Source organism: Nitrogeniibacter mangrovi, from assembly GCF_010983895.1.
Taxonomy (GTDB): Bacteria; Pseudomonadota; Gammaproteobacteria; order Burkholderiales; family Rhodocyclaceae; genus Nitrogeniibacter; species Nitrogeniibacter mangrovi.
Map to the genome: position 1 here is coordinate 472,603 of NZ_CP048836.1, position 19,012 is coordinate 491,614.

Here is a 19,012-nt window from a genome sequence, read left to right on the forward strand (position 1 = left end):
TCTCACGTGAGCAGGCGCCGGCGGGTCAGCGCCACCGCCAGCCAGAAGGCGCCCGCGGCGTAGGCGACAAGCACCGCCAGATGCGGCAGCACCGCGCCGGGCAGCTCGCCGAGCATGAGCGGGCGGGCCAGCGCCACCGCATGGGCCAGCGGCAGCAATTGCGCGCCGATCTGCAGTGCCGCGGGCAGCTGGTCGAGGGGGAAGAACACCCCGGAGAGCAGCGCCATGGGCGTGATGAACAGGGTGAAGTAGTACATGAAGAAGTCGTAATTGGGCGCCAGCGCGGTGACCACCAGCCCCATGGCGGAGAAGGTGAGCCCGATCAGGAAGATGAGCGGCACCACCGCGAGCGCGGCCGGGCTGGTGGTGAAGCCGAACAGCGCCACCACCAGCAGGATCGCGGTGCCCGACAGGGCGGCCTTGCTCGCGGCCCACATCATCTCGGCGAGCACCACATCGTCGAGCGTGAGCGGCGCATGCATGATCCCCTCCCAGGTGCGCTGCACATGCATGCGGGAGAACGCGGAATAGAGGGTTTCGAAGCTGGCGGTGTTCATGCTCGAGAAGCAGACCATGCCGGCGGCGAGGAAGTTCACGTACGGCATGCCCTCGACCGTCTTCACCAGGGCGCCGAGCCCGTAGCCCAGGCCGAGTAGGTAGATCATCGGATCGGCCAGATTGCCCAGCAGCGAGGGCGCCGCCAGCTTGCGCCAGACCCCGTAGTTGCGCGCCCACACGGCAGTGAACCGCCAGGACAGGCGGGGCAGCCGGAAGGGGTGGGCATGAACGGACATGGCGGTCGGTCGGTCGAGACTCGGAGGGCTGATTATAATCACCCGACGTTGCAACGCCTTGAGCTGGCCCAACTGCCATGACCGACCCGACCGTGCCCCACGGTGCCGAAGCCTCGCCCCTGGGCCAGGCGTCGCGCTACCGCAACACCTATGCGCCCGAGCTGCTGTTCCCGGTGCCGCGCGCGGCCAAGCGCGCCGAGATCGGCATCGACGCCGCGGCGCTGCCCTTCGTCGGCGAGGACGTGTGGAATGCCTACGAGCTGTCCTGGCTCAACCCCCGGGGCAAGCCGGTGGTGGCCATGGGCGTGTTCCGGGTGCCGGCCGAATCGCCGAGCCTGATAGAGTCCAAGTCGCTCAAGCTGTACCTGAACAGCTTCAACGGCACCGCCTGCGAGTCGATGGCAGCGGTGGAGGCGCGCATCGCCCGGGATCTGTCGGTCGCCGCCGGAGCACCGGTGCGGGTATCGCTGCAGGCGCTCGATGCGGTGACGCGGGAGGTTGCCACCTTGCCCGGCGAATGCATCGACGATCTGGACATCGACGTTCGTGACTACCGGCCGGCGCCGCAGCATCTGCGCGCCGATGCGCGGGCGGGCGAGGTGAGCGAGACCCTGTATTCGCACCTGCTCAAATCCAATTGCCTGGTCACCGGCCAGCCGGACTGGGCCACGCTGTACGTACGCTACAGCGGCGCGCCCATCGATCGGGCCGGCCTGCTGCGCTACGTGGTGTCGTTTCGCGAGCACAACGAGTTCCACGAGCAATGCGTGGAGCGGGTCTTCGTGGATCTCATGCGCCAGTGCCGGCCGCGCGAACTGGCGGTGTGGGCCCGCTACACGCGGCGTGGCGGGCTCGACATCAATCCGTTTCGCAGCCATGCGCCAATGGCGTCGCCGCCCAACGGGGGCGATCCGCGCCAGTGAGCCGAAGGCCGTGCGTCAACACCCTGGCCGCTCAGACGTTAACCGTCGTGAGTGCGCCGTCACATCTGCAGGAGTTGTCATGACGAATTCGACCGTCCGTTTTGCCCTGGTCTCGGTATTGAGTCTGAGCTTGAGCCTGCCGGCCCTGCCCGTGCTGGCCGATCCGCCGTCGCATGCGCCGGCGCACGGCTGGCGCAAGAAGCACGATCCGTATTACGAAGGCTACCAGGGGTACGGCGGCCGGCACTGGGAACGCGACTACGGCGTGCTCGAAGGGCGTTGCAGCGCCGAGGCGGTCGGTGCGGTGGTCGGTGGCGTGATCGGCGGTGCGGTCGGATCCGGCATCGGCGAGGGGGACGGACGGCGCATCGCCACGGTGCTCGGCACCGTCATCGGCGCCGTCGTCGGTGCCCAGGTGGCGCGCGACATCACCGACCTGGATCGCGCCTGCATCGGTCATGCGCTGGAGTTGAGCCAGGACCGCCACCGGGTGGTGTGGACCAACCCGACCACGCATCTTCATTACACCTTGATCCCGGTGCGCAGCTTCCGCGCCGACGGGCTGCCGTGTCGGGAATTCGATCTCGTTACCGGCGAGCAGCGGGTCCGCCGCGCCGCCTGCCATGTGGGGGACGGGCGCTGGCAGATGCGCCGCTAGCGGGAGCGCCCGTTCTGGCCGCTGGCATTGACACCGGCGGTCACCGCAAAGCGCATGGCCGCCTCGCGCGGCATGTCGATGATCTCGAGTGCGTCGGCGGGCAGGTAGGCGGTGTAGCCGCCGATCTGGTAGCTCATGGGGAAGTAGACCGCCACGTCGCCGGGATGCGCGATGCCCTCGGGCAGGCCATCGAAGTCGCGGCGGGTGACGAAGCCGATCACCCGCGCCTGGGTGCCCGGCAGCGTGTAGGCCACCACCTGCAGCACGTCGCTGCCCTCGTCGTTGGCCACGAGGCCGAAGAAATCCCGGATCGCCGAGTAGATCGACTTGACCAGCGGCACGGCCATGACCGCGTCCTCGATCTTGTGGAACAGGGCGCGGAACACCCAGGCGCGCATCAGCAACCCGACCCCGAGCAGGATCAGCACCCCCAGGGCGATGCCCATGCCGGGAAAGTGGAAGGCTTCCGGCACCAGGCGCGAGAGCAGCCGACCGAAGAAGCTCTCGGCGGTGACGAACAGCCACCACAGCAGGTACAGGGTGGCAAGGATGGGGACCACGGCGAGCAGGCCGGTGGCAAAGAGTTTTCCGAGAAATTTCACGGCAGCTCCATGCGGCGCTCAGTCGCGCAGATCGCGACCGGTGAGCTTGAGGAAGACGTCTTCCAGGTTGGCGGGGCGGTGCAGATAGCGCAGGCCCCCGGCCTCCGCCAGATGTGCCAGCAGCGGCCCGGCGTCGTCGGTGTAGCAGAACGCCGTGTCCGCGCTCAGTTCGCAGCGCCGGGCGAGTGTGTGGCCGTGGGTCTGCGCCCAGGCGGCGATGCCGCCGGGCCAGTCGCCATGAACCTCGACCACCACCGGTTCGATATGGGCAGCGATGACTTCGCGCGGCGTGCCGTTGGCGAGGATGCGGCCGTGGTCCATGATGGCCAGGCGGTGGGCGAGGCGCTCGGCTTCGTCCATGAAATGGGTGGTCAGCAGCACGCTGGTGCCCGAGGCGGTCAGGCGTCGCAGGCGCTCCCAGATGAGATGGCGCGCCTGTGGATCGAGCCCGGTGGTGGGTTCGTCGAGCACCAGCAGGCGCGGCTGGTTGACCAGCGCGCGCGCCAGCGTCAGGCGCCGCTTCATGCCGCCGGAGAGGGCGTCGATGCGGGCCTCCGCCTTGGCCTCCAGGCCGGCGAAGGCGAGCAGCTCGGGGGTCCGGGCGCGCATGGTGGCGCGGTCGATGCCGAAGTAGCGGCCGAACACCTCCAGGTTCTCGGCGCAGCTGAAATCCGGGTCGAGGTTGTCGAACTGGGGTACCACGCCGGTGTGCATGCGTGCCTCGCGGGCGCGCTCGGGCACCGGCTCGCCACACAGGGTGATGCGACCCGCGTCGGGCGTGCTCAGGCCCAGTGCGCAGCGCAGGGTCGTGGTCTTGCCGGCCCCGTTGGGGCCGAGCAGGGCGAAGCATTCGCCGGGCGCCACGGTGAGGGAGACGCCGTCGACCACGGTCTGCCGGCCATAGCGTTTGACCAGGCCATCGATGGCGAGCGTCGCGCCCGTCATCGGTTCAGGAATGGGGCCGCGTGGCGACGAAGCTCGGGCGCCGGCCGATCCGGGCCGCGAAGTCGGCCAGGCGCGGGTGGAGGTCACGCCAACCCAGCTCCGGGAGCCGGAAATCGAGGTATTCGAGGGCGCAGCCGACCGCGATGTCCGCCAGCGAGAGCTTGTCTTCATGGAACCAGTGGCCGGTTTGCAGGCGCGCCTCCAGCGCCTGCAGGCCGCGCTCGATCTTGGCCCCTTGGCGGGCGGCGGTGTCCTGCATCTGCGCGCTCGTCGGCCGCAGCGATTCGAGGCGGATGAGCAGCGCGGCGTCGAGGATGCCGTCGGCCAGCGCCTCGGTCTGGCGCACCCGCACGGCGGCCATCGCGTCGCCGGGGATGAAGTGAGGTGGCAGATCGAGCGCCTCGATGTAGCCGGCGATGACCGGGCTGTCGAAGAACACCTCGCCCTCGTCGGTCTCGAGCACGGGCACCTTGCCCAGCGGGTTGATTTCCGGCACGCCGGAGTCGGACTCCCATGGGGAGTCCTCGACCAGGTCGAAGGCGATGCGCTTCTCGGCCAGCAGGATGCGGATCTTGCGGGCGAAGGGGCTGGTGGGGGAGGCGGTCAGTTTCATGGCGGGAACCCCAAAGCCGGTAGACCCTAGAGCGGGGCCCAGCGTTCCGCGATCAGATCGCGCAGCAGATGCAGGCGGCCGTGGAAGAAATGGTCGGCCCCGGGCACCACGATCACGGGCAGTTCCTGGGGGCGGGCCCAGTCGAGCACGTTGGCGAGCGGCACCGTCTCGTCCGCTTCGCCATGGATCACCAGCGTGCCCTTGGGGACCGCTTCGGTCTGGTACGTGCGCGCGCCGGTGACCTCGCCGCTGGCCACGCCGACCAGCACCATGCGCCCGACCGGCGTGACCCCCTCGGACAGGCGCCGGGCGACCCGGGTCTGTACGAAGCCGCCGAAGGAAAAGCCGCCCAGGGCCAGCGGCAGCGTGCCCCAGCGCGACTGCGCCCAGGCGACCACGGCGAGCAGGTCCTCGGTCTCGGCCTGGCCATGGTCATGCGCGCCCTCGCTTTTGCCCACGCCACGAAAATTGGGGCGGATGGTGGCATAGCCCAGATCGCGGAAGGCGCGCGCCAGGGTGTGCGCCACCTTGTTGGTGTTGGTGCCGCCGAACAGTGGGTGCGGATGGGCGACGAGGGCGATGCCGCGTGCGTTTCCGGGGGTGTCGATCAGTACCTCGATGGCGCCGTCGGGGCCGTTGAGCAGGGCCGATTCGGTGGGTCGCTGGCTCATGGCGATCCCTCAGATGCGCAGGCGCTCGACGATGCGACCGCCCACCAGATGCTCGTCGATGATCTCGTCGATGTCGGATTGGTCAACGAAGGTGTACCAGACGTCGTCCGGGTACACCACCAGCACCGGCCCGTCGTCGCAGCGATCGAGGCAGCCGGCCTTGTTGATGCGGATCTTCCCCTTGCCCTTGAGGCCGAGTCTGGCGATCCGTTCCTTGGCGTACTTCTGCATGTCGCTCGCGCCGCGGTCGTTGCAGCAGGTATCGCCCGGTTCGCGCTGGTTGCAGCAGAAAAAAACGTGATGCTTGAAATAGCTCATCGGCGTCGATCTCCGGAGTGAAGCCCCATTATAGCGAGGCGGGCCGCGCCGTCAGCGTGCGCCGCTGCGCAACAGGTTGAGGGTGCTGAGGTAGGCCAGGGCGAGGAAGGGCCAGGCGCTCGCCACCAACTGGGTCAGACCGTTGAAATTGAGGAAATGCCCTTCGCTGATGAGCGTCTGGTTGAAGAGCAGGTAGGGGTTTTCGGGGGCGACGTTGACCAGCACGGTGCCGGCCAGCAATGCCACCGCCGCCAGGGTGTGACGCAGCACGCGGGGCAGCAGCATGGCGAGCACGAGCAGTGCCGCGCCGGCCGCGAGGCCGGCGGTGGCGCCGGGGGTGAGCCACAGCCAGGGGCGGCCCGGCACGTAGAAGCTGGCCCCGGCGAGGGTGCGCGCCCCGAGTCCGAGGAGGACGACCACCGGCACCGTCAGCGAAAAGCGCTGCAGCATGCTGCGCGTGATGAGCCCGATGGCGAGCACGTTGGTGGCGACGATGGCGGCCTCGAGGCGCATGAAGCGTTCCGGGCTGAAAGGCAGTGGCGCCGGCATGTCGAACAGGCGGCGGATGTCGCCCTGGCCGAACAGCAGGGTCTCGGGGGAGAGCTGGGCGAGCAGCCACAGGCCGATGAGGACCACGCCGAGGTCGCCCAGATGGCCGCCGATCAGGCGATGCTCATGCCACTGGTGCAGCCAGCCGCCGGTGGCGAACAGGCGCCGGCCCCAGGTGGCGCCGAAGCCGGCACCGATGAGGGCGCCGAGGGCGTTGGCCCCCAGGTCCACGTTGGAGGCGACGCGGCTGGGCAGCAGGGTCTGCAGGGTCTCCAGCGACAGGCTCAGCACCGTGCTGACGACGAAGGTCAGCAGCACCGCCGCCGGTCGCGGCCAGCGCACCGGGCAGGCGGCGGCGAGCACGAAGCCGAAGGGCAGGAAGCCGAGCACGTTGAGTACGATGTCCAGCCCGCGGTAGTAGCGTGGCCACGGGGCGGTGAGATAGTCGAACCAGGGCAGCCCGGTCGGTTGCCAGCCGGTGAACGGATGCAGGCAGGCGTACGCGATCAGCAGCGCATAGGCGAGTGCGAGGTAACGGGGCAGTTGGGTGGCAGCGCGCACGCGGACAGGTTGGACGCTCGAGGATCAAGCGGCCATTGTACCCGCCCGTCGGCGCGCGCCGGCGTCAGCCCGGGTGCGATCCCCGCAGGTGCCTGGCGGCGGGAAGCCGCGCCAGCAGCGCATCCCAGTCCACCGCATCGAGGGTGTTCTTGACCAGCAGGCCCAGGTCGGTATTGCCTTCCATGCACAGGCGGCGGCTGAAGAACAGGGTGTCCGGGTCCTCCTCGCGCAGCGCGAGGGCGAGATAGTCGCGCAGTTGCGCGCTGAGGGTCAGGTCGGCGGCCGTGCGGTCGAAACGGGCGCGGAAGCGCCGGCCGTTGAAGGTGTAGCGCAGGTGCAGGCCCAGATCCGAGACGTTCAGCTGCAGGCGCTTGCCGGTCAGGGGCGCGAGCTCGTCGGTGGGCAGGATGCGGTCGAGGGCGAGGTTGAGGCCGGTGACCAGCGCCAGGGTCTGGGGCCACTGGGGCAGCCGGGTGCCGACGCGGGCGACCAGGGATGGGAGCTTGAATTCGGGCAGGGGGCGCATCGCCGGTCTCCTTCAGGTTCTGACGTATTGTTCGACGCCGGCACGGCCGTGCCAGAAGCCGTTGCACGCCTCGTCGGTCATCAGCGCCCGGCTGCGCTCGAAGGCGGTCGGGCCGGACAGGGTGCCCTGCACCGCCTGGTGGAACAGGTCGATGATTCCGATCATGTCGTCGCCCTGGGGCAACAGACGCAGCACCTGCGCGTCGGCCGCCTGGAGCGAGGGCAGGTCGGCGAGCAGGTTGTGGATGCGCGCCGACTGGGTCTGGATGCCGTTCAGGGTGAGGAAGGGGTTGCCCTCGCGGGTGCGCAGGCGCAGGCCGTCGGTATGGCCCAGGCAGCGGAACTCGCAGGTGTCCTTCTGCAGGTTGAAATGGCGCGCGGTGAAGCAGCGCGCCGAGTAGGCCAGCGGCAGGCGGCCGTAGGCGGTGACCTCGAGCTCGGGGGGCGTGGCGCAGCCGGCCCGCAGTGCAACGGCGGCCTCGCGTGACATCTCGGGCGGCATCACCCAGCGGCGCGCGCCCATGGACTGCATCAGGGCCAGGGTCTGCGGATTGAAGATATTGAGCGTCGGGCCGGCCACCCAGTCGTCGCGACCGGCGGCATCGAGCAGGCTCACCGCTGCCATGTCGTTGGCCTCGACGCAAAATTCGGCCTGGCCGACGAGGCGCCGCAGGGTCTTGAGGTCCGACTCCGATTCGATCAGCACCAGCGAGGAGAGCACCACCTCCTTGCCCGCCGCGGTGAGCATGGCGGCGACGTCGAGCCAGTCGTCGAGGCGCAGTTCATGGCGGCGCGAACACACCGATTCGCCCAGGTAGACGATGTCGACCGGGGTATCGGCGATCGACGCATAGAAGGCGAGCATCGCCTGGCGGGGCCAGTAGTACTGGTGCGGGCCGAGCGCGAGTTTCATGGGCATCACTTCCACGGGCGGTAGTAGGCGCCCAGGGTGTGGCTCTGGCCTTCGGACACCTTGTTGAGGGTCGCCATCCAGCCGGGCTGCACGGCGTAGTGCTCCGGGTCGGTGCGCAGGCGGTCGAGGGCGGCGCGCCACACCCGGGTGACCTGCTCCACGTAGGCCGGGCTGCGCTGACGCCCCTCGATCTTGATGGCACGCACGCCGGCCGCGGCCAGCGTCGGCAGCAGTTCCAGGGTGTTGAGGCTGGTGGGTTCCTCGATGGCGTAGTAGGTCTCGTCCTGCACCTCGAAACGCCCCTTGCACAGGGTCGGGTAGCCGGCGCGTTCGTCGTCGCCGAAGCGGTCGATGAGGATGCCGTTGAGGCGGGTTTCCATGCCGCGCTCGGTCTGTTCCCAGCGCACATGGCTGCCCGGCGAACAGGCGCCGTTGCAGTTGGGCGACTCGCCGGTGGCGTAGGCCGACAGGGCGCAGCGTCCTTCCACCATCACGCACAGGCCGCCGAAGCCGAACACCTCGATCTCCACCGGCGTGTGGGCGATCACATGCTCCACCTGCGGCAGCGACAGCACGCGCGGCAGCACCGCGCGCTGGATGCCGAAATGGCGGTGGTAGAAGTTGATGGCCTCGTAACTGGTCGCCGAGCCCTGCACGGACAGATGCAGGCGCAGCTGCGGATGGGTGTCGCGGGCGTACTGCATCAGCCCCGGGTCGGCGAGGATGAGGGCATCCATGCCCAGCTCGGCCGCCGCGTCCACCGCCGCGGTCCACTCGGCGGCGTTGTGCGTCTGCGGGTAGGTGTTCAGTGCCAGCAGCACCTTGCTGCCGGCGCGATGCGCATGGGCGATGCCCTCGCGCAACTGGGCGTCGGAAAAATTCAGTCCGGTGAAGTTGCGGGCGTTGGTGGCGTTGCGCAGACCGACATAGACACAGTCGGCGCCGGCGTCGACGGCCTTCTTGAGCGCCGGCAGGCTGCCGGCGGGGCATACCAGTTCGGGGACGTTTGCTGAGGACATGGGGCCGGTGGTTCGGGACTTGGGCGCCGAGTGTAGGCGCTGCGCCGGCCGGGGGGATTGATGCGCATCAATCGGGCCGCGTGCGACGGCCTCTCGCCGGGCGGTAAACGACGGCAGCCACCCGGGTGCGGGGGCGGCCGTCGGGGCGTTCGGCGGAATGACTACCGGCCGCGCGGTTGGCCCAGCGAGAGGTGGTGCGCGTGGCCGCCGGCTGGGCGGATCCGCTGGGGCGCGAGCGAGCCGGCGACGATGGCAACGAGGCCGGCGAGCATGCCGGCGAAGTGCGGCGGGATGAGGGCCTCGGGGGCGACGGCCTCGAGCCCGAGCCAGACCACGAAGCCGGTCACGATGGAGGCCAGGGCGCCCTGGGTGGTGGCGCGTTTCCAGTACAGGCCGACCGCGAGCGGGGCGAAGGCGGTGGCCAGGGTTACCTTGTAGGCATCCTCCACCATGCCGTGGATGCTCTCGTCGGTCTGCAGCGCGTACCACAGCACGAACACCGCGAACACCACCACGACCACGCGGTTGAGCCACAGGAACTGGCGGTCGTCGAGGCCCGAGAAGGTGTTGCGCAGGATGTTTTCGGAAAAGGTGACCGAGGGCGCCAGCAGGGTGCCCGAGGCGGTGCTCATGATCGCCGAGAGCAGGGCGCCGAAGAACATCACCTGGGCGAACAGGGGCATGTGCTGGAGGATCAGCTGGGGCAGGATCATCTGCGCGTCGGTGTCGATGTAGCGATTCATCAGCGCCGGGTCGATCAGGGTGGCGGAGTAGGCGATGAAGATGGGCACGAAGGCGAACACGAAGTAGCCCGAGCCGCCGAGGATGGAGCCGGTGACGGCGATGCGTTCGCTGCGCGCGGCGTTGACCCGCTGGAACACGTCCTGCTGCGGGATGGAGCCGAAGCCCATGGTGAGGATGCCGGCCAGGAAGGCCATGATGTCGCGCGGCTCGAAGGCGGGCAGGAAGTTGAAGCGGCCAGCGGCCTCGGCATGGGCGACCACGGTATCCACCCCGCCGGCCATGCCGCTGACCACCCAGGCGATGTAGAACAGGCCGACGACGATGATGGTCATCTGCATGAAGTCGGTCAGGGCCACCGACCACATGCCGCCGAACAGGGTGTAGGCGAGCACCACGGCGATGCCGATCAGCATGCCGGTCTGGTTGGAGATCGCGCCGTCCGAGAGGATGTTGAAGACCAGCCCGAGGGCGGTGATCTGTGCCGACACCCAGCCCAGGTAGGAGATCACGATCGCCAGCGAGCACAGCACCTCCACCGTGCGCCCGTAGCGCATGCGGTAGTAGTCGCCCAGGGTGAGCAGGTTGAGGCGGTACAGCGGGCGGGCGAAGAACAGGCCGACGAGGATCAGGCACAGCGAGGCGCCGAAGGGGTCGGACCACAGGCCGCGCAGGCCCTCCTGGAGGAAGGTGGCGGAGATGCCCACCACCGTCTCCGAGCCGAACCAGGTGGCGAACACCGTGGCGGTGACGATGTACAGGGGCAGGTGGCGGCCGGCGGCCACGTAGTCGGTGGTGTTCTTGACCCGGGTGGCCGCGTACAGGCCGATGCCGATGGAAACGAGCAGATAGAAGGCGACGAAGGTCACGAGCATCGGGCGGATTCCTTCAGGCGGCGGTGGCGTTCGAAACGGCGGATTGTAGCGCCGACCGCGAGGGAATTGGACGGTTTTGCCGGCAAATTCCGGCGCTGGCCGATGGCGGTACCGGCGGATGCGCAGCGGTGGTGCATGTCGCACCGCCGCGGTGCGATCCGAGCGGTTTCCGGCGGGTCGGATTCAGGGCGTCAGGAAAGTCCCGCCAGATGCCACAGTTCGAGCGCCACCAGCGCCAGCAGCAGGGCCACCAGCCAGTTCAGGCGGCGCTGGAGGCGGCGCTGCGCCTGGGTGACGCGCGCCAGTTCGGTCCGGGTGGCGAGATCCCGGTCGTGGCTGTCGAGGGCATGGTGCACCAGGCGTGGCAGCTGGGGCAGGGTGGCGGCCCAGCCGGGTGCTTCTTCCTTGGCGTGGCGCAGCAGGGCGCGCCAACCGACCTGCTCGTTCATCCAGCGCTCGAGGAAGGGCTTGGCGGTCTTCCACAGATCCAGTTCCGGATCGAGCTGGCGCCCCAGGCCCTCGATGTTGAGCAGGGTCTTCTGCAGCAGCACCAGCTGGGGCTGCACTTCCATCTCGAAGCGGCGCGCGGTCTGGAACAGGCGCAGCAGCGTCTTGCCGAAGGAGATGTCCTTGAGCGGCTTGTCGAAGATCGGCTCGCACACCGCGCGGATGGCCGACTCGAACTCGTCCACCCGGGTGGTCGAGGGCACCCAGCCGGCGTCGATGTGGGCCTGGGCGACGCGCTTGTAGTCACGCTGGAAGAAGGCGAGGAAGTTCTGCGCCAGGTAGTTCTTGTCGGTGTCGTTGAGCGTGCCCATGATGCCGAAGTCGAGGGCGATGTAGCGCCCATCCGCGGCCACGAAGATGTTGCCCGGATGCATGTCGGCATGGAAGAAGCCGTCGCGGAACACCTGGGTGAAGAAGATCTCCACGCCTGCCATGGACAGGGCCGACAGGTCGGTGCCTTGGGCGCGTAGCGCCTCGAGGCGCGAGATGGGGATGCCGTGCATGCGCTGCATCACCATCACCGACTTGCCGCAGTAGTCCCAGTGCACCTCGGGGACGACGAGCAGGTGTGAATCGGTGAAGTTGCGCCGCAGCTGCGAGCAATTGGCCGCCTCGCGCATCAGGTCGAGCTCGTCGCGCAGGTGCTTGGCGAACTCGGCGACCACCTCGCGCGGCTTCAGGCGCCGGCTCTGGGGCCACAGCCGGTCCAGGGCGGTGGCGGCCACGTCGAGCAGCGCCAGGTCGTGGGCGATGACGCGCTCGATGCCCGGGCGCAGGATCTTGACCGCCACCTCGGTGCCGTCGTGGAGGACGGCGAAATGCACCTGGGCCACCGAGGCCGAAGCCACCGGCTCGCGGGTGAAGCTGGCGAACACCTCGTCCACCGGCCGGCCGTAGAACGCTTCGAGCACCGCCACCGCCTTGTCGGTCGGGAAGGGCGGGACGCGGTCCTGCAGCAGCGCCAGTTCGTCGGCGATGTCCGGCGGCAGCAGGTCGCGCCGGGTCGAGAGCATCTGGCCGAACTTGACGAAGATCGGGCCGAGCGATTCGAGCGCCCGGCGCAGCCGCACGGCGCGCGGTTCGGCGAAGCGGCGCCAGAAGAACAGGGCGCCCCAGATACGCACGAGGGTGCCGCTCGGATCGGCGGCGAGGACCATCCGGTCAAGGCCGAAGCGCAGGCTGACGGCAACGATTTTGGCCAGTCGGAACAGTCGCACGGGGGGAACGGGCAGGTGGCAAAACCGGCATTGTGCCCTTAAACCGTTTTCATGGGGTGGTGGCGCGGCGCCAGGGAAGGAGTGAACGACGCCACTGACACGCCCGGGTCCGACGGGTCAGCATACCCATGGCATCGTCCCGCGCCGCGTCGCATCGATCTGCGGTTGCTGGCGGGCGATCACATGCTTTAATCAGAGAAAGACGGCGTCATGGCGGTGGTCACCTGTGCCGTGTCGCTCCGGTTCGGAGGCGGTCCATGAGCAAGTCGGCGTTGTGCATCGGCATCAATGACTATCCGGGGACGGACAGCGACCTGTCCGGATGCGTGAACGACGCGCACGACTGGTCGGCGCTGCTCGACGGCAGGGGCTTTGCCGTGCGCCAGTTGCTCGACGCCGCGGCCACCAAGGCGAGCATGGTGGCGGCCATGACCGACCTGATCACCGGCGCGCGCAGTGGCGATTCGGTCGTCATCACCTATTCGGGCCACGGCACCTGGGTGCCCGACACCTCAGGCGACGAGCCCGATGGCCGCGACGAGGGCCTGTGCCCCCACGATATCGCCGACGGCCAGGTCCTGCTCGACGACGAACTGGCCGAGCTCTTCGCCCGTCGCGACGCCGGGGTGCGGGTGGTGCTCATCTCCGACAGCTGCCACTCCGGCAGCGTGATCCGCGGTCGCGATCCGGATCTGGATCCGGCCGCGCCGCGTGCCCGTTTCCTGCCGCCGGCGCTGTGGCTGGGGGCCGATGCCCTGCCGTCCGGCGCGCCGCCGGCGCGCGTCTTCGGCGGCTTCACCCGGCTCGGCGGCGATCTGCTCCTGGCCGGTTGCCGCGATGCCGAGTTCAGCTGGGACACCCGATTCCGCGGTCGCCCCAACGGCGCCTTCACCTACTACGCGCTCAAGGCGCTCGCCGGCCTCGCGCCCGGGGCGAGCTACCTGGACTGGTTCCGCGCCATCGGCACCTTCCTGCCCTCTACCAGCCTGCCGCAGACCCCGCAGCTGTCCGGTGCGCGGGGCGCGCGTCATTTTCCGGTCTTCGAGTGAGGCCATGATCGAACCCGGTCGACCCGGGCGCCGGCCGCCCCAACCCCGTCTCAAGGAAGCATGCCATGTCCTCTGACCGTACCTATCTGCTGGCGGGGCTCGAGAGCGCCGCCCAGGCGCCGGCGACGCGCGAGGTGCGCATCACCCGTTCGCGCCGGATCCAGCCCGGGGCCGCGCGCGGCAGCCAGGCGCCGGCCGAGGTGTCCGGCGACGCCGTGCTGCGGGTGGAACTGGAAAACGGCTTCGTGCTGTGGAGCCGGGCCGACGATCTGCTGCGCGAGCGCGGGCGCCAGATCGGCCAGCGCGATGGCGAGGCGACCTGGCAGATCGACTTCGCGCCGCGTCCCGGGCAGCCGGCGCGTGGCAGCGAGCGCGGCTGGCTGGGTCTGGGGGTGCGCCTGCTCGAGGCCTTCGGCGTGGACCTGTCCGGCAAGGCCGCCGGCGCCCTCGGGCGCTCGCTCGAGGACAAGCAGCTCAAGGACGCGCCGCCGGGGCTGTACCGCTGCGCGCTCGGCGCCAATGCCCAGGGCGATCCTGGTCTCCAGCCGGCCTGCGACATCGGTGCGGAGAGCTCGCCGCTGCTGGTCTTCATCCATGGCACCGGATCGAGCACCGCCGGCAGCTTCGGCGCCCTGTGGCGCGACGACAACGCCGCCGGCGCTGCCCTGCGCCACCGCTTCGAGGCGCGCTACGGCAAGCGCGTGTTCGCGCTCCAGCACCGCACCCTCACCGAGAGTCCGATCCACAACGCGCTGGCGCTGGCCACGGCGCTGCCGGCCGGGGCCGAAGTGCATCTGGTCAGCCATTCGCGTGGCGGCCTGGTGGGCGAGCTGATGTGCCTGGGGATGCGCGACCCGGACCTCGATCCGTTGTCGCCGGCGCTGATCCAGACCCTGTTCGCTGCCGACCGCTGCATGGCCGAGCAGCTCGGCCTGGCGCGCCTGGACGACTCGGCCGCGAAGGCCCGCGATGCCGCCTACGCGGCCGACCGGGCGGCGCTGCTCGAGCTACTCGAGGTGTTGCACACCAAACAGCTGCGCATCACCCGCTTCGTGCGCGTGGCCTGCCCGGCGCGTGGCACCACCCTGGCCTCGGGGCGGCTCGACCGCTGGCTGTCGGTGCTCGATTTCATCGCCGGCAACGGCATCTTCGGCGACGCCCTCGACTTTCTCCTCGCGGTGGTCAAGGAGCGCACCGACCCGCGCACCCTGCCGGGCCTGGAGGCGATGATGCCCGGCTCCGCGCTCACCCGCCTGCTGCAGCATCCGGATCTGGTGACTGCGGCGGACCTGTCGGTCATCGCCGGCGACACCGAGGGCGATTCCCTGTGGAGCCAGATCAAGCTGCTCGCAGCCGACTGGTTCTACGGCTCCGACCACGACCTGGTGGTCAACACCGGCTCCATGATGGGTGGGCTGCGGCGCGTCGAGGGGCACGCCCGTTTCCTGCGCGACGAAGGCGGACAGGTCAATCACTTCCGCTACTTCACCAACGAGAAGACGGTGCGCTGGCTCTCCAACGGCCTGCTGCGCACCGACGAGGGCGACGGCGGCTTCCAGCCCATCGCCCTGGCGCCGGTGGAGACGCCGCGCTGGCGCGAGGCCCTGGCGCGCAGCCGCGGCGGCACCGCGCCCAAGCCGCTGGTGGTGATCCTGCCCGGCACCATGGGCAGCGCCCTGCAGCAGCAGGGCGAGACCGTGTGGCTCGACTACTGGCGCTTGTTGCGTGGCCAGCTCAGCCGGTTGCGGGTCGGTCAGCCGGCGGTCGAGCCGGTGGATCTGATCGGCGACTTCTACGGCCCGCTGGTCGAGTTTCTCGCCCGCAGCCACCGGGTGGAGATCTTCCCCTACGACTGGCGCATGTCGGTGCGCGAGGCCGCCGCAAGGCTGGCCGACGCGCTCGAACGCTGGCTGCCCGACCTGGAACGCAGCGGCCAGCCGGTGCATCTGGTGGCCCACTCCATGGGCGGGCTGGTGGTGCGCGCCATGATCGCCGACGGCGGCCCCGGCGCGGCCATCTGGCAGCGCATCGTCGCCCTGCCCAACAGCCGTTTCATGATGCTCGGCACCCCCAACCGCGGCTCCTACGAGGCGGTGCGCTGGCTCACCGGACTCAACGCGACCGAGCGCAAGCTGGCCTTGCTGGACCTGACCAAGAACACCGACGACATCATCGACATCGTCGGCCGCTATCCCGGTCTGGTCGAGCTGCTGCCCTTCGCCCCCGACGATCCGGACTTCACCGAACCGGCCCTGTGGAAGGCGCTCAAGGCCGAGCTCGAGGCCACCTGGCCGGTGTCCGGCGCCGGCGTGCTGCGCGCCGCGCGCCCGACCTGGTCGCGTCTGCTGGCCGGGGCGATCGATCCGGACCACATGGTGTATCTGGCCGGCTGCCAGGAGGCGACGGTCACCGGCTACCGGGTCGAGCCGGCCAACGACTGGGACTGGCCGCCGCGCCGCAAGCTGGTCTTCGACGCCACGGCGGAGGGCGACGGCACCGTCACCTGGGCCTCCGGGCGCCTGACCGGGGTGCCCACCTGGTACGTGGAGGACACCGCCCACGATGCCCTGTGCACGCAGACGCGCGCCTTCCCCGGGCTGCTCGATCTGCTCATGACCGGCACCACCGACCGCCTGCCGGCCAACCCGCCGCGGGCGCGTGCCGGCGTGCCGGCGCGCTTCGTGCTGCCCGAGCCGCCGTTCACCGACGATCTGCCCGACGCGGCCGCGGTCAGCCGCTTCGGCTTCGGCGGCGGTCTGCCGGCCACCGCCGAGGGCGGCCTGCCGGTGGCGCCGCGCATTCGCGTCAGCGTGCGCCATGGCGATCTGGCCTATGCCCGCTATCCGGTGGTGGTGGGGCACTATGCCGGCGACGCCATCGTCAGCGCCGAGGCCGCGCTCGACTACCGCCTCGACCATGCGCTGTCGCGACGCCTGCGCCTGGGCATGTACCCGGCGGCGCCCGGCTCGCACGCCCTGTTCTTCAACGAGGTGCCCGACGCCCGGCCACAGGGCGCGGTGGTGGTCGGCCTCGGCCAGGTGGGTGAGCTGCGCCCCGGCCTGCTCGAGGGCGGCGTGCGCACCGCCGTGCTCGATTTCGCCCTGCAGGTGGCGCAATGGCCTGACGACCACCGCTTCGGGCCCGCCGCGGCGCCGCGCTCGGCGGCGCTCAGCTGCCTGCTGGTGGGCACCGGCGCCGGCGGCATGCCGGTGAGCGCCGCGGTCGAGGTGATCCTGCGCGCGGCCGTGTCCGCCGCCGACAAGCTCACCGAGCAGGGGCTCGAGAACCGGGTGGTGATCGACGAGATCGAGTTCATCGAAATCTACGAGGACGTGGCCATCAGCGCCTCCGAGGGCATCGAGCAGGCCCTGCGCGACGGCGAGCTGAGCGCCCGCGTCGAATGGCCGGACCGCAACATCCAGACCGGCCAGGGGCGCCGCCGCCGGGTGCGTTGCGACGAGCAGCCCGAATGGTGGCATCGCCTCGAGATCATCGAGGAGGAGGGGCGCCGGGCGCTACGCTTCATCTTCGCCACCGACCGCGCCCGCGCCGAGGAGACCCTCATGGCCGGCCAGCTCGAACTGGCCGACGCCTTCATCGCCCAGGCCTCGCGTTCGCCGGCGGCCAACAGCGAAGTGGCCAAGACCCTGTTCGAGATGCTCCTGCCCAACAGCCTCAAGGCCATGGCCCCCAACCAGTCGAACATGGTGCTGATGCTCGATGCCTGTTCGGCGCGCTATCCGTGGGAGCTGCTCGAGAACCGCTGGGGCGCGATCAACCGCCCGCCGGCGGTGGCGGCCGGGCTGGTGCGCCAGCTCAAGGCGCGCGAGTTCCGCCACCAGCCCCTGCACAGCACCAGCGCCAAGGCCTTCGTGGTGGGCAACCCGGATCTGGGCGGGTGGGCGAGCTTCCCCGACCTGCCCGGGGCGCGCCGCGAGGCGGAGGAGGTGGCGGCCATGCTGCGAAGCGGTGCCTTCGATGTGCGCGAGAGCGTGGACGAGCGGGCCGACGCGATCCTCGCCGGCCTGCATCGCGATGCCTGGCGCATCCTCCATCTGGCCGGCCACGGCGAGCACGAGTATCCCCTCGGCGAGGGCAAGGACGGCACGCCGCGCACGGTCTCCGGCATGGTCATCGGTCGCGACGCCTTCCTCACCCCGGGCGACGTGGAGCAGATGCGCTGGGTGCCGGAGGTGGTGTTCATCAACTGCTGCCATCTGGGCAAGACCCAGACGAGCGGATCGAGCGCCTACACCACCCTGGCGGCCAACCTCGCCGTGCAGTTCGTGAACATGGGGGTCAAGGCGGTGGTGGCCGCCGGCTGGGCGGTGGACGACGGCGCCGCCAGCGCCTTCGCCGCCAGCTTCTATCGCCACCTGCTCGACGGCCAGGCCTTCGGCGACGCGGTGCGCGCGGCGCGCGAGGTGGTGTGGGCCAACTTCCCCGGCGTCAATACCTGGGGCGCCTACCAGTGCTACGGCGATCCGAGCTATCGCCTGCGCGGCGAGGGCAGCGCGCCGGTGAGCCGGCCGCCGCAACCGTTCTTCGCCCCGGCGGAGCTGGTGACCGCGCTGGGCAACCACCTGGAATGGATCCGCATGCAGATCCAGCACGACGGCGAGGACCCGGCGCGCCTGGCGCGGATGCGCGACGGCATCGGCCACCTGATCGCGCGAGTGCCTGAGGACGTGCGCGAAGGCTGGCTCGCCCGCGCCGACGTGGCCGCCGCGCTGGGTTTTGCCTGGGGCGAGACCGGCGCCTACGCCGAGGCCATCGACTGGCTGGAGAAGGCCATGCGGCTGGACACGGGCGACTGCCCGGTGCGCGCGGTCGAGCAGTGCGCCAACTTCAAGGTGCGCCTCGCCGGGCACGAGTGGGCGAGCCTGCGCCGTACCGACGGGCTGGATGAGAGCGCTCGCGACGAGCTCATCGAACGCATCGAGTCGGCGATCATGGAACTCGACCTGATCTGCCAGCGGGCGCCCACCTCCGAGCGCTACGCCTTGCTCGGCAGCGCCTGCAAGCGCCTCGCCTGGGTGCATGAACACCGCACGCCGCGCCGTGAGGCCCTGATCAACATGGCCAACTACTACCGCCTCGCCGGTCAGCTCGAGACCGCCGGCGGCCAGCCGCCCGGGGCCTACGCGTTCAGCAACCAGGCCCTGGCCGAGGTGCTGGTGGCGATGATGGACAAGGCTGCCGGGCTCGACGATGCCTGGCTGGCCGATTGCGACGCCATGATCGAACGCACCCGCGCACGCAACGAACTGAACCCCAACGTCTGGGACGCCCTGGGCGAGGCCGACTGCCTGCTGGTGCGGCTGCTGGCACGGCCGCCGCGGGGGCGCCTGCTGCGCAGCGAGGCCGAGCAGATCGGCGCTGCCTACCGGCTGGCGCTCATGCGTGGCGCCAGCCCGCGCGAGCGCACCACGGTGGTCGAGCACCTCGATTTCGTCGTTGCCCTGTGCGGCGATGCCCGGCGCACGCTGCGCGATGCGCTGGCGCTGATCCGTTCGGCCCTGTGAGGAGGGA

General features: G+C 70.0%; 16 protein-coding genes. 4 read left to right on the forward strand and 12 right to left on the reverse strand.

Annotation, left to right across the window (positions count from 1 at the left end; all coding sequences use genetic code 11):
• Positions 1-2: 2 nt before the first annotated feature.
• Entirely contained in the window at positions 3-794 is a 792-nt protein-coding gene (locus G3580_RS02115; RefSeq protein ID WP_173763692.1) for an ABC transporter permease, read from the reverse strand.
• A gap of 77 nt (positions 795-871) precedes the next feature.
• Between G3580_RS02115 and queF the strand changes: the two genes are divergently transcribed.
• Together queF and G3580_RS02125 are read left to right on the forward strand one after the other, a co-directional pair.
• Positions 872-1,717, forward strand: coding sequence for an NADPH-dependent 7-cyano-7-deazaguanine reductase QueF (queF, locus tag G3580_RS02120; RefSeq protein WP_173763693.1), 846 nt, complete (start codon positions 872-874; stop codon positions 1,715-1,717).
• 79 nt (positions 1,718-1,796) lie between these two features.
• Positions 1,797-2,375 (forward strand): glycine zipper 2TM domain-containing protein, encoded by a 579-nt coding sequence (locus G3580_RS02125; protein WP_173763694.1) that lies wholly within the window; start codon positions 1,797-1,799, stop codon positions 2,373-2,375.
• Here G3580_RS02125 and G3580_RS02130 read toward each other — a convergent pair.
• The 11 genes from G3580_RS02130 to ubiB all read right to left on the reverse strand — a co-directional run bounded on the left by G3580_RS02130 (position 2,372) and on the right by ubiB (position 12,431).
• Positions 2,372-2,977, reverse strand: a complete 606-nt coding sequence (locus G3580_RS02130; RefSeq protein WP_173763695.1) for a DUF502 domain-containing protein — start codon at positions 2,975-2,977, stop codon at positions 2,372-2,374. The two genes, G3580_RS02125 and G3580_RS02130, sit on opposite strands and share 4 nt — an antisense overlap.
• A gap of 18 nt (positions 2,978-2,995) precedes the next feature.
• Entirely contained in the window at positions 2,996-3,922 is a 927-nt protein-coding gene (locus tag G3580_RS02135) for an ATP-binding cassette domain-containing protein (RefSeq protein ID WP_173763696.1), read from the reverse strand.
• A gap of 4 nt (positions 3,923-3,926) precedes the next feature.
• A complete protein-coding gene (locus tag G3580_RS02140) occupies positions 3,927-4,535 on the reverse strand; it encodes a glutathione S-transferase (protein ID WP_173763697.1) in 609 nt (202 codons plus the stop codon).
• A gap of 26 nt (positions 4,536-4,561) precedes the next feature.
• Positions 4,562-5,206: an alpha/beta hydrolase gene (locus G3580_RS02145; protein ID WP_173763698.1), complete on the reverse strand. Its 645-nt coding sequence runs from the start codon at positions 5,204-5,206 to the stop codon at positions 4,562-4,564.
• Positions 5,207-5,215: 9 nt separating this feature from the next.
• On the reverse strand, positions 5,216-5,524 hold the full coding sequence (locus G3580_RS02150; RefSeq protein WP_173763699.1) for a (2Fe-2S) ferredoxin domain-containing protein: 309 nt from the start codon (positions 5,522-5,524) through the stop codon (positions 5,216-5,218).
• Positions 5,525-5,575: 51 nt separating this feature from the next.
• Complete coding sequence (locus G3580_RS02155; RefSeq protein WP_173763700.1) at positions 5,576-6,634, reverse strand: VanZ family protein; 1,059 nt, start codon at positions 6,632-6,634, stop codon at positions 5,576-5,578.
• A gap of 64 nt (positions 6,635-6,698) precedes the next feature.
• The gene (ubiT, locus tag G3580_RS02160; protein ID WP_173763701.1) at positions 6,699-7,160 is read right to left on the reverse strand and encodes a ubiquinone anaerobic biosynthesis accessory factor UbiT; all 462 of its coding nucleotides are present in this window, start codon (positions 7,158-7,160) and stop codon (positions 6,699-6,701) included.
• A 12-nt stretch (positions 7,161-7,172) separates the two neighbouring features.
• The gene (locus tag G3580_RS02165) at positions 7,173-8,072 is read right to left on the reverse strand and encodes a U32 family peptidase (RefSeq protein WP_173763702.1); all 900 of its coding nucleotides are present in this window, start codon (positions 8,070-8,072) and stop codon (positions 7,173-7,175) included.
• Positions 8,073-8,077: 5 nt separating this feature from the next.
• Positions 8,078-9,091, reverse strand: coding sequence for a ubiquinone anaerobic biosynthesis protein UbiU (ubiU, locus tag G3580_RS02170; RefSeq protein ID WP_173763703.1), 1,014 nt, complete (start codon positions 9,089-9,091; stop codon positions 8,078-8,080).
• Between the two features lie 161 nt (positions 9,092-9,252).
• Positions 9,253-10,707: a sodium:solute symporter family protein gene (locus G3580_RS02175; RefSeq protein WP_173763704.1), complete on the reverse strand. Its 1,455-nt coding sequence runs from the start codon at positions 10,705-10,707 to the stop codon at positions 9,253-9,255.
• 191 nt (positions 10,708-10,898) lie between these two features.
• Positions 10,899-12,431 carry a ubiquinone biosynthesis regulatory protein kinase UbiB gene (gene ubiB / locus G3580_RS02180; protein ID WP_173763705.1) on the reverse strand — a complete coding sequence of 511 codons (1,533 nt, stop codon included), beginning with the start codon at positions 12,429-12,431 and terminating at the stop codon, positions 10,899-10,901.
• Positions 12,432-12,688: 257 nt separating this feature from the next.
• Here ubiB and G3580_RS02185 point away from each other — a divergent pair, with 257 nt between their 5' ends.
• Positions 12,689-13,480 carry a caspase family protein gene (locus tag G3580_RS02185; RefSeq protein ID WP_173763706.1) on the forward strand — a complete coding sequence of 264 codons (792 nt, stop codon included), beginning with the start codon at positions 12,689-12,691 and terminating at the stop codon, positions 13,478-13,480.
• Between the two features lie 65 nt (positions 13,481-13,545).
• Positions 13,546-19,005 carry a CHAT domain-containing protein gene (locus G3580_RS02190; RefSeq protein ID WP_173763707.1) on the forward strand — a complete coding sequence of 1,820 codons (5,460 nt, stop codon included), beginning with the start codon at positions 13,546-13,548 and terminating at the stop codon, positions 19,003-19,005.
• The last annotated feature ends 7 nt before the right edge of the window (positions 19,006-19,012 follow it).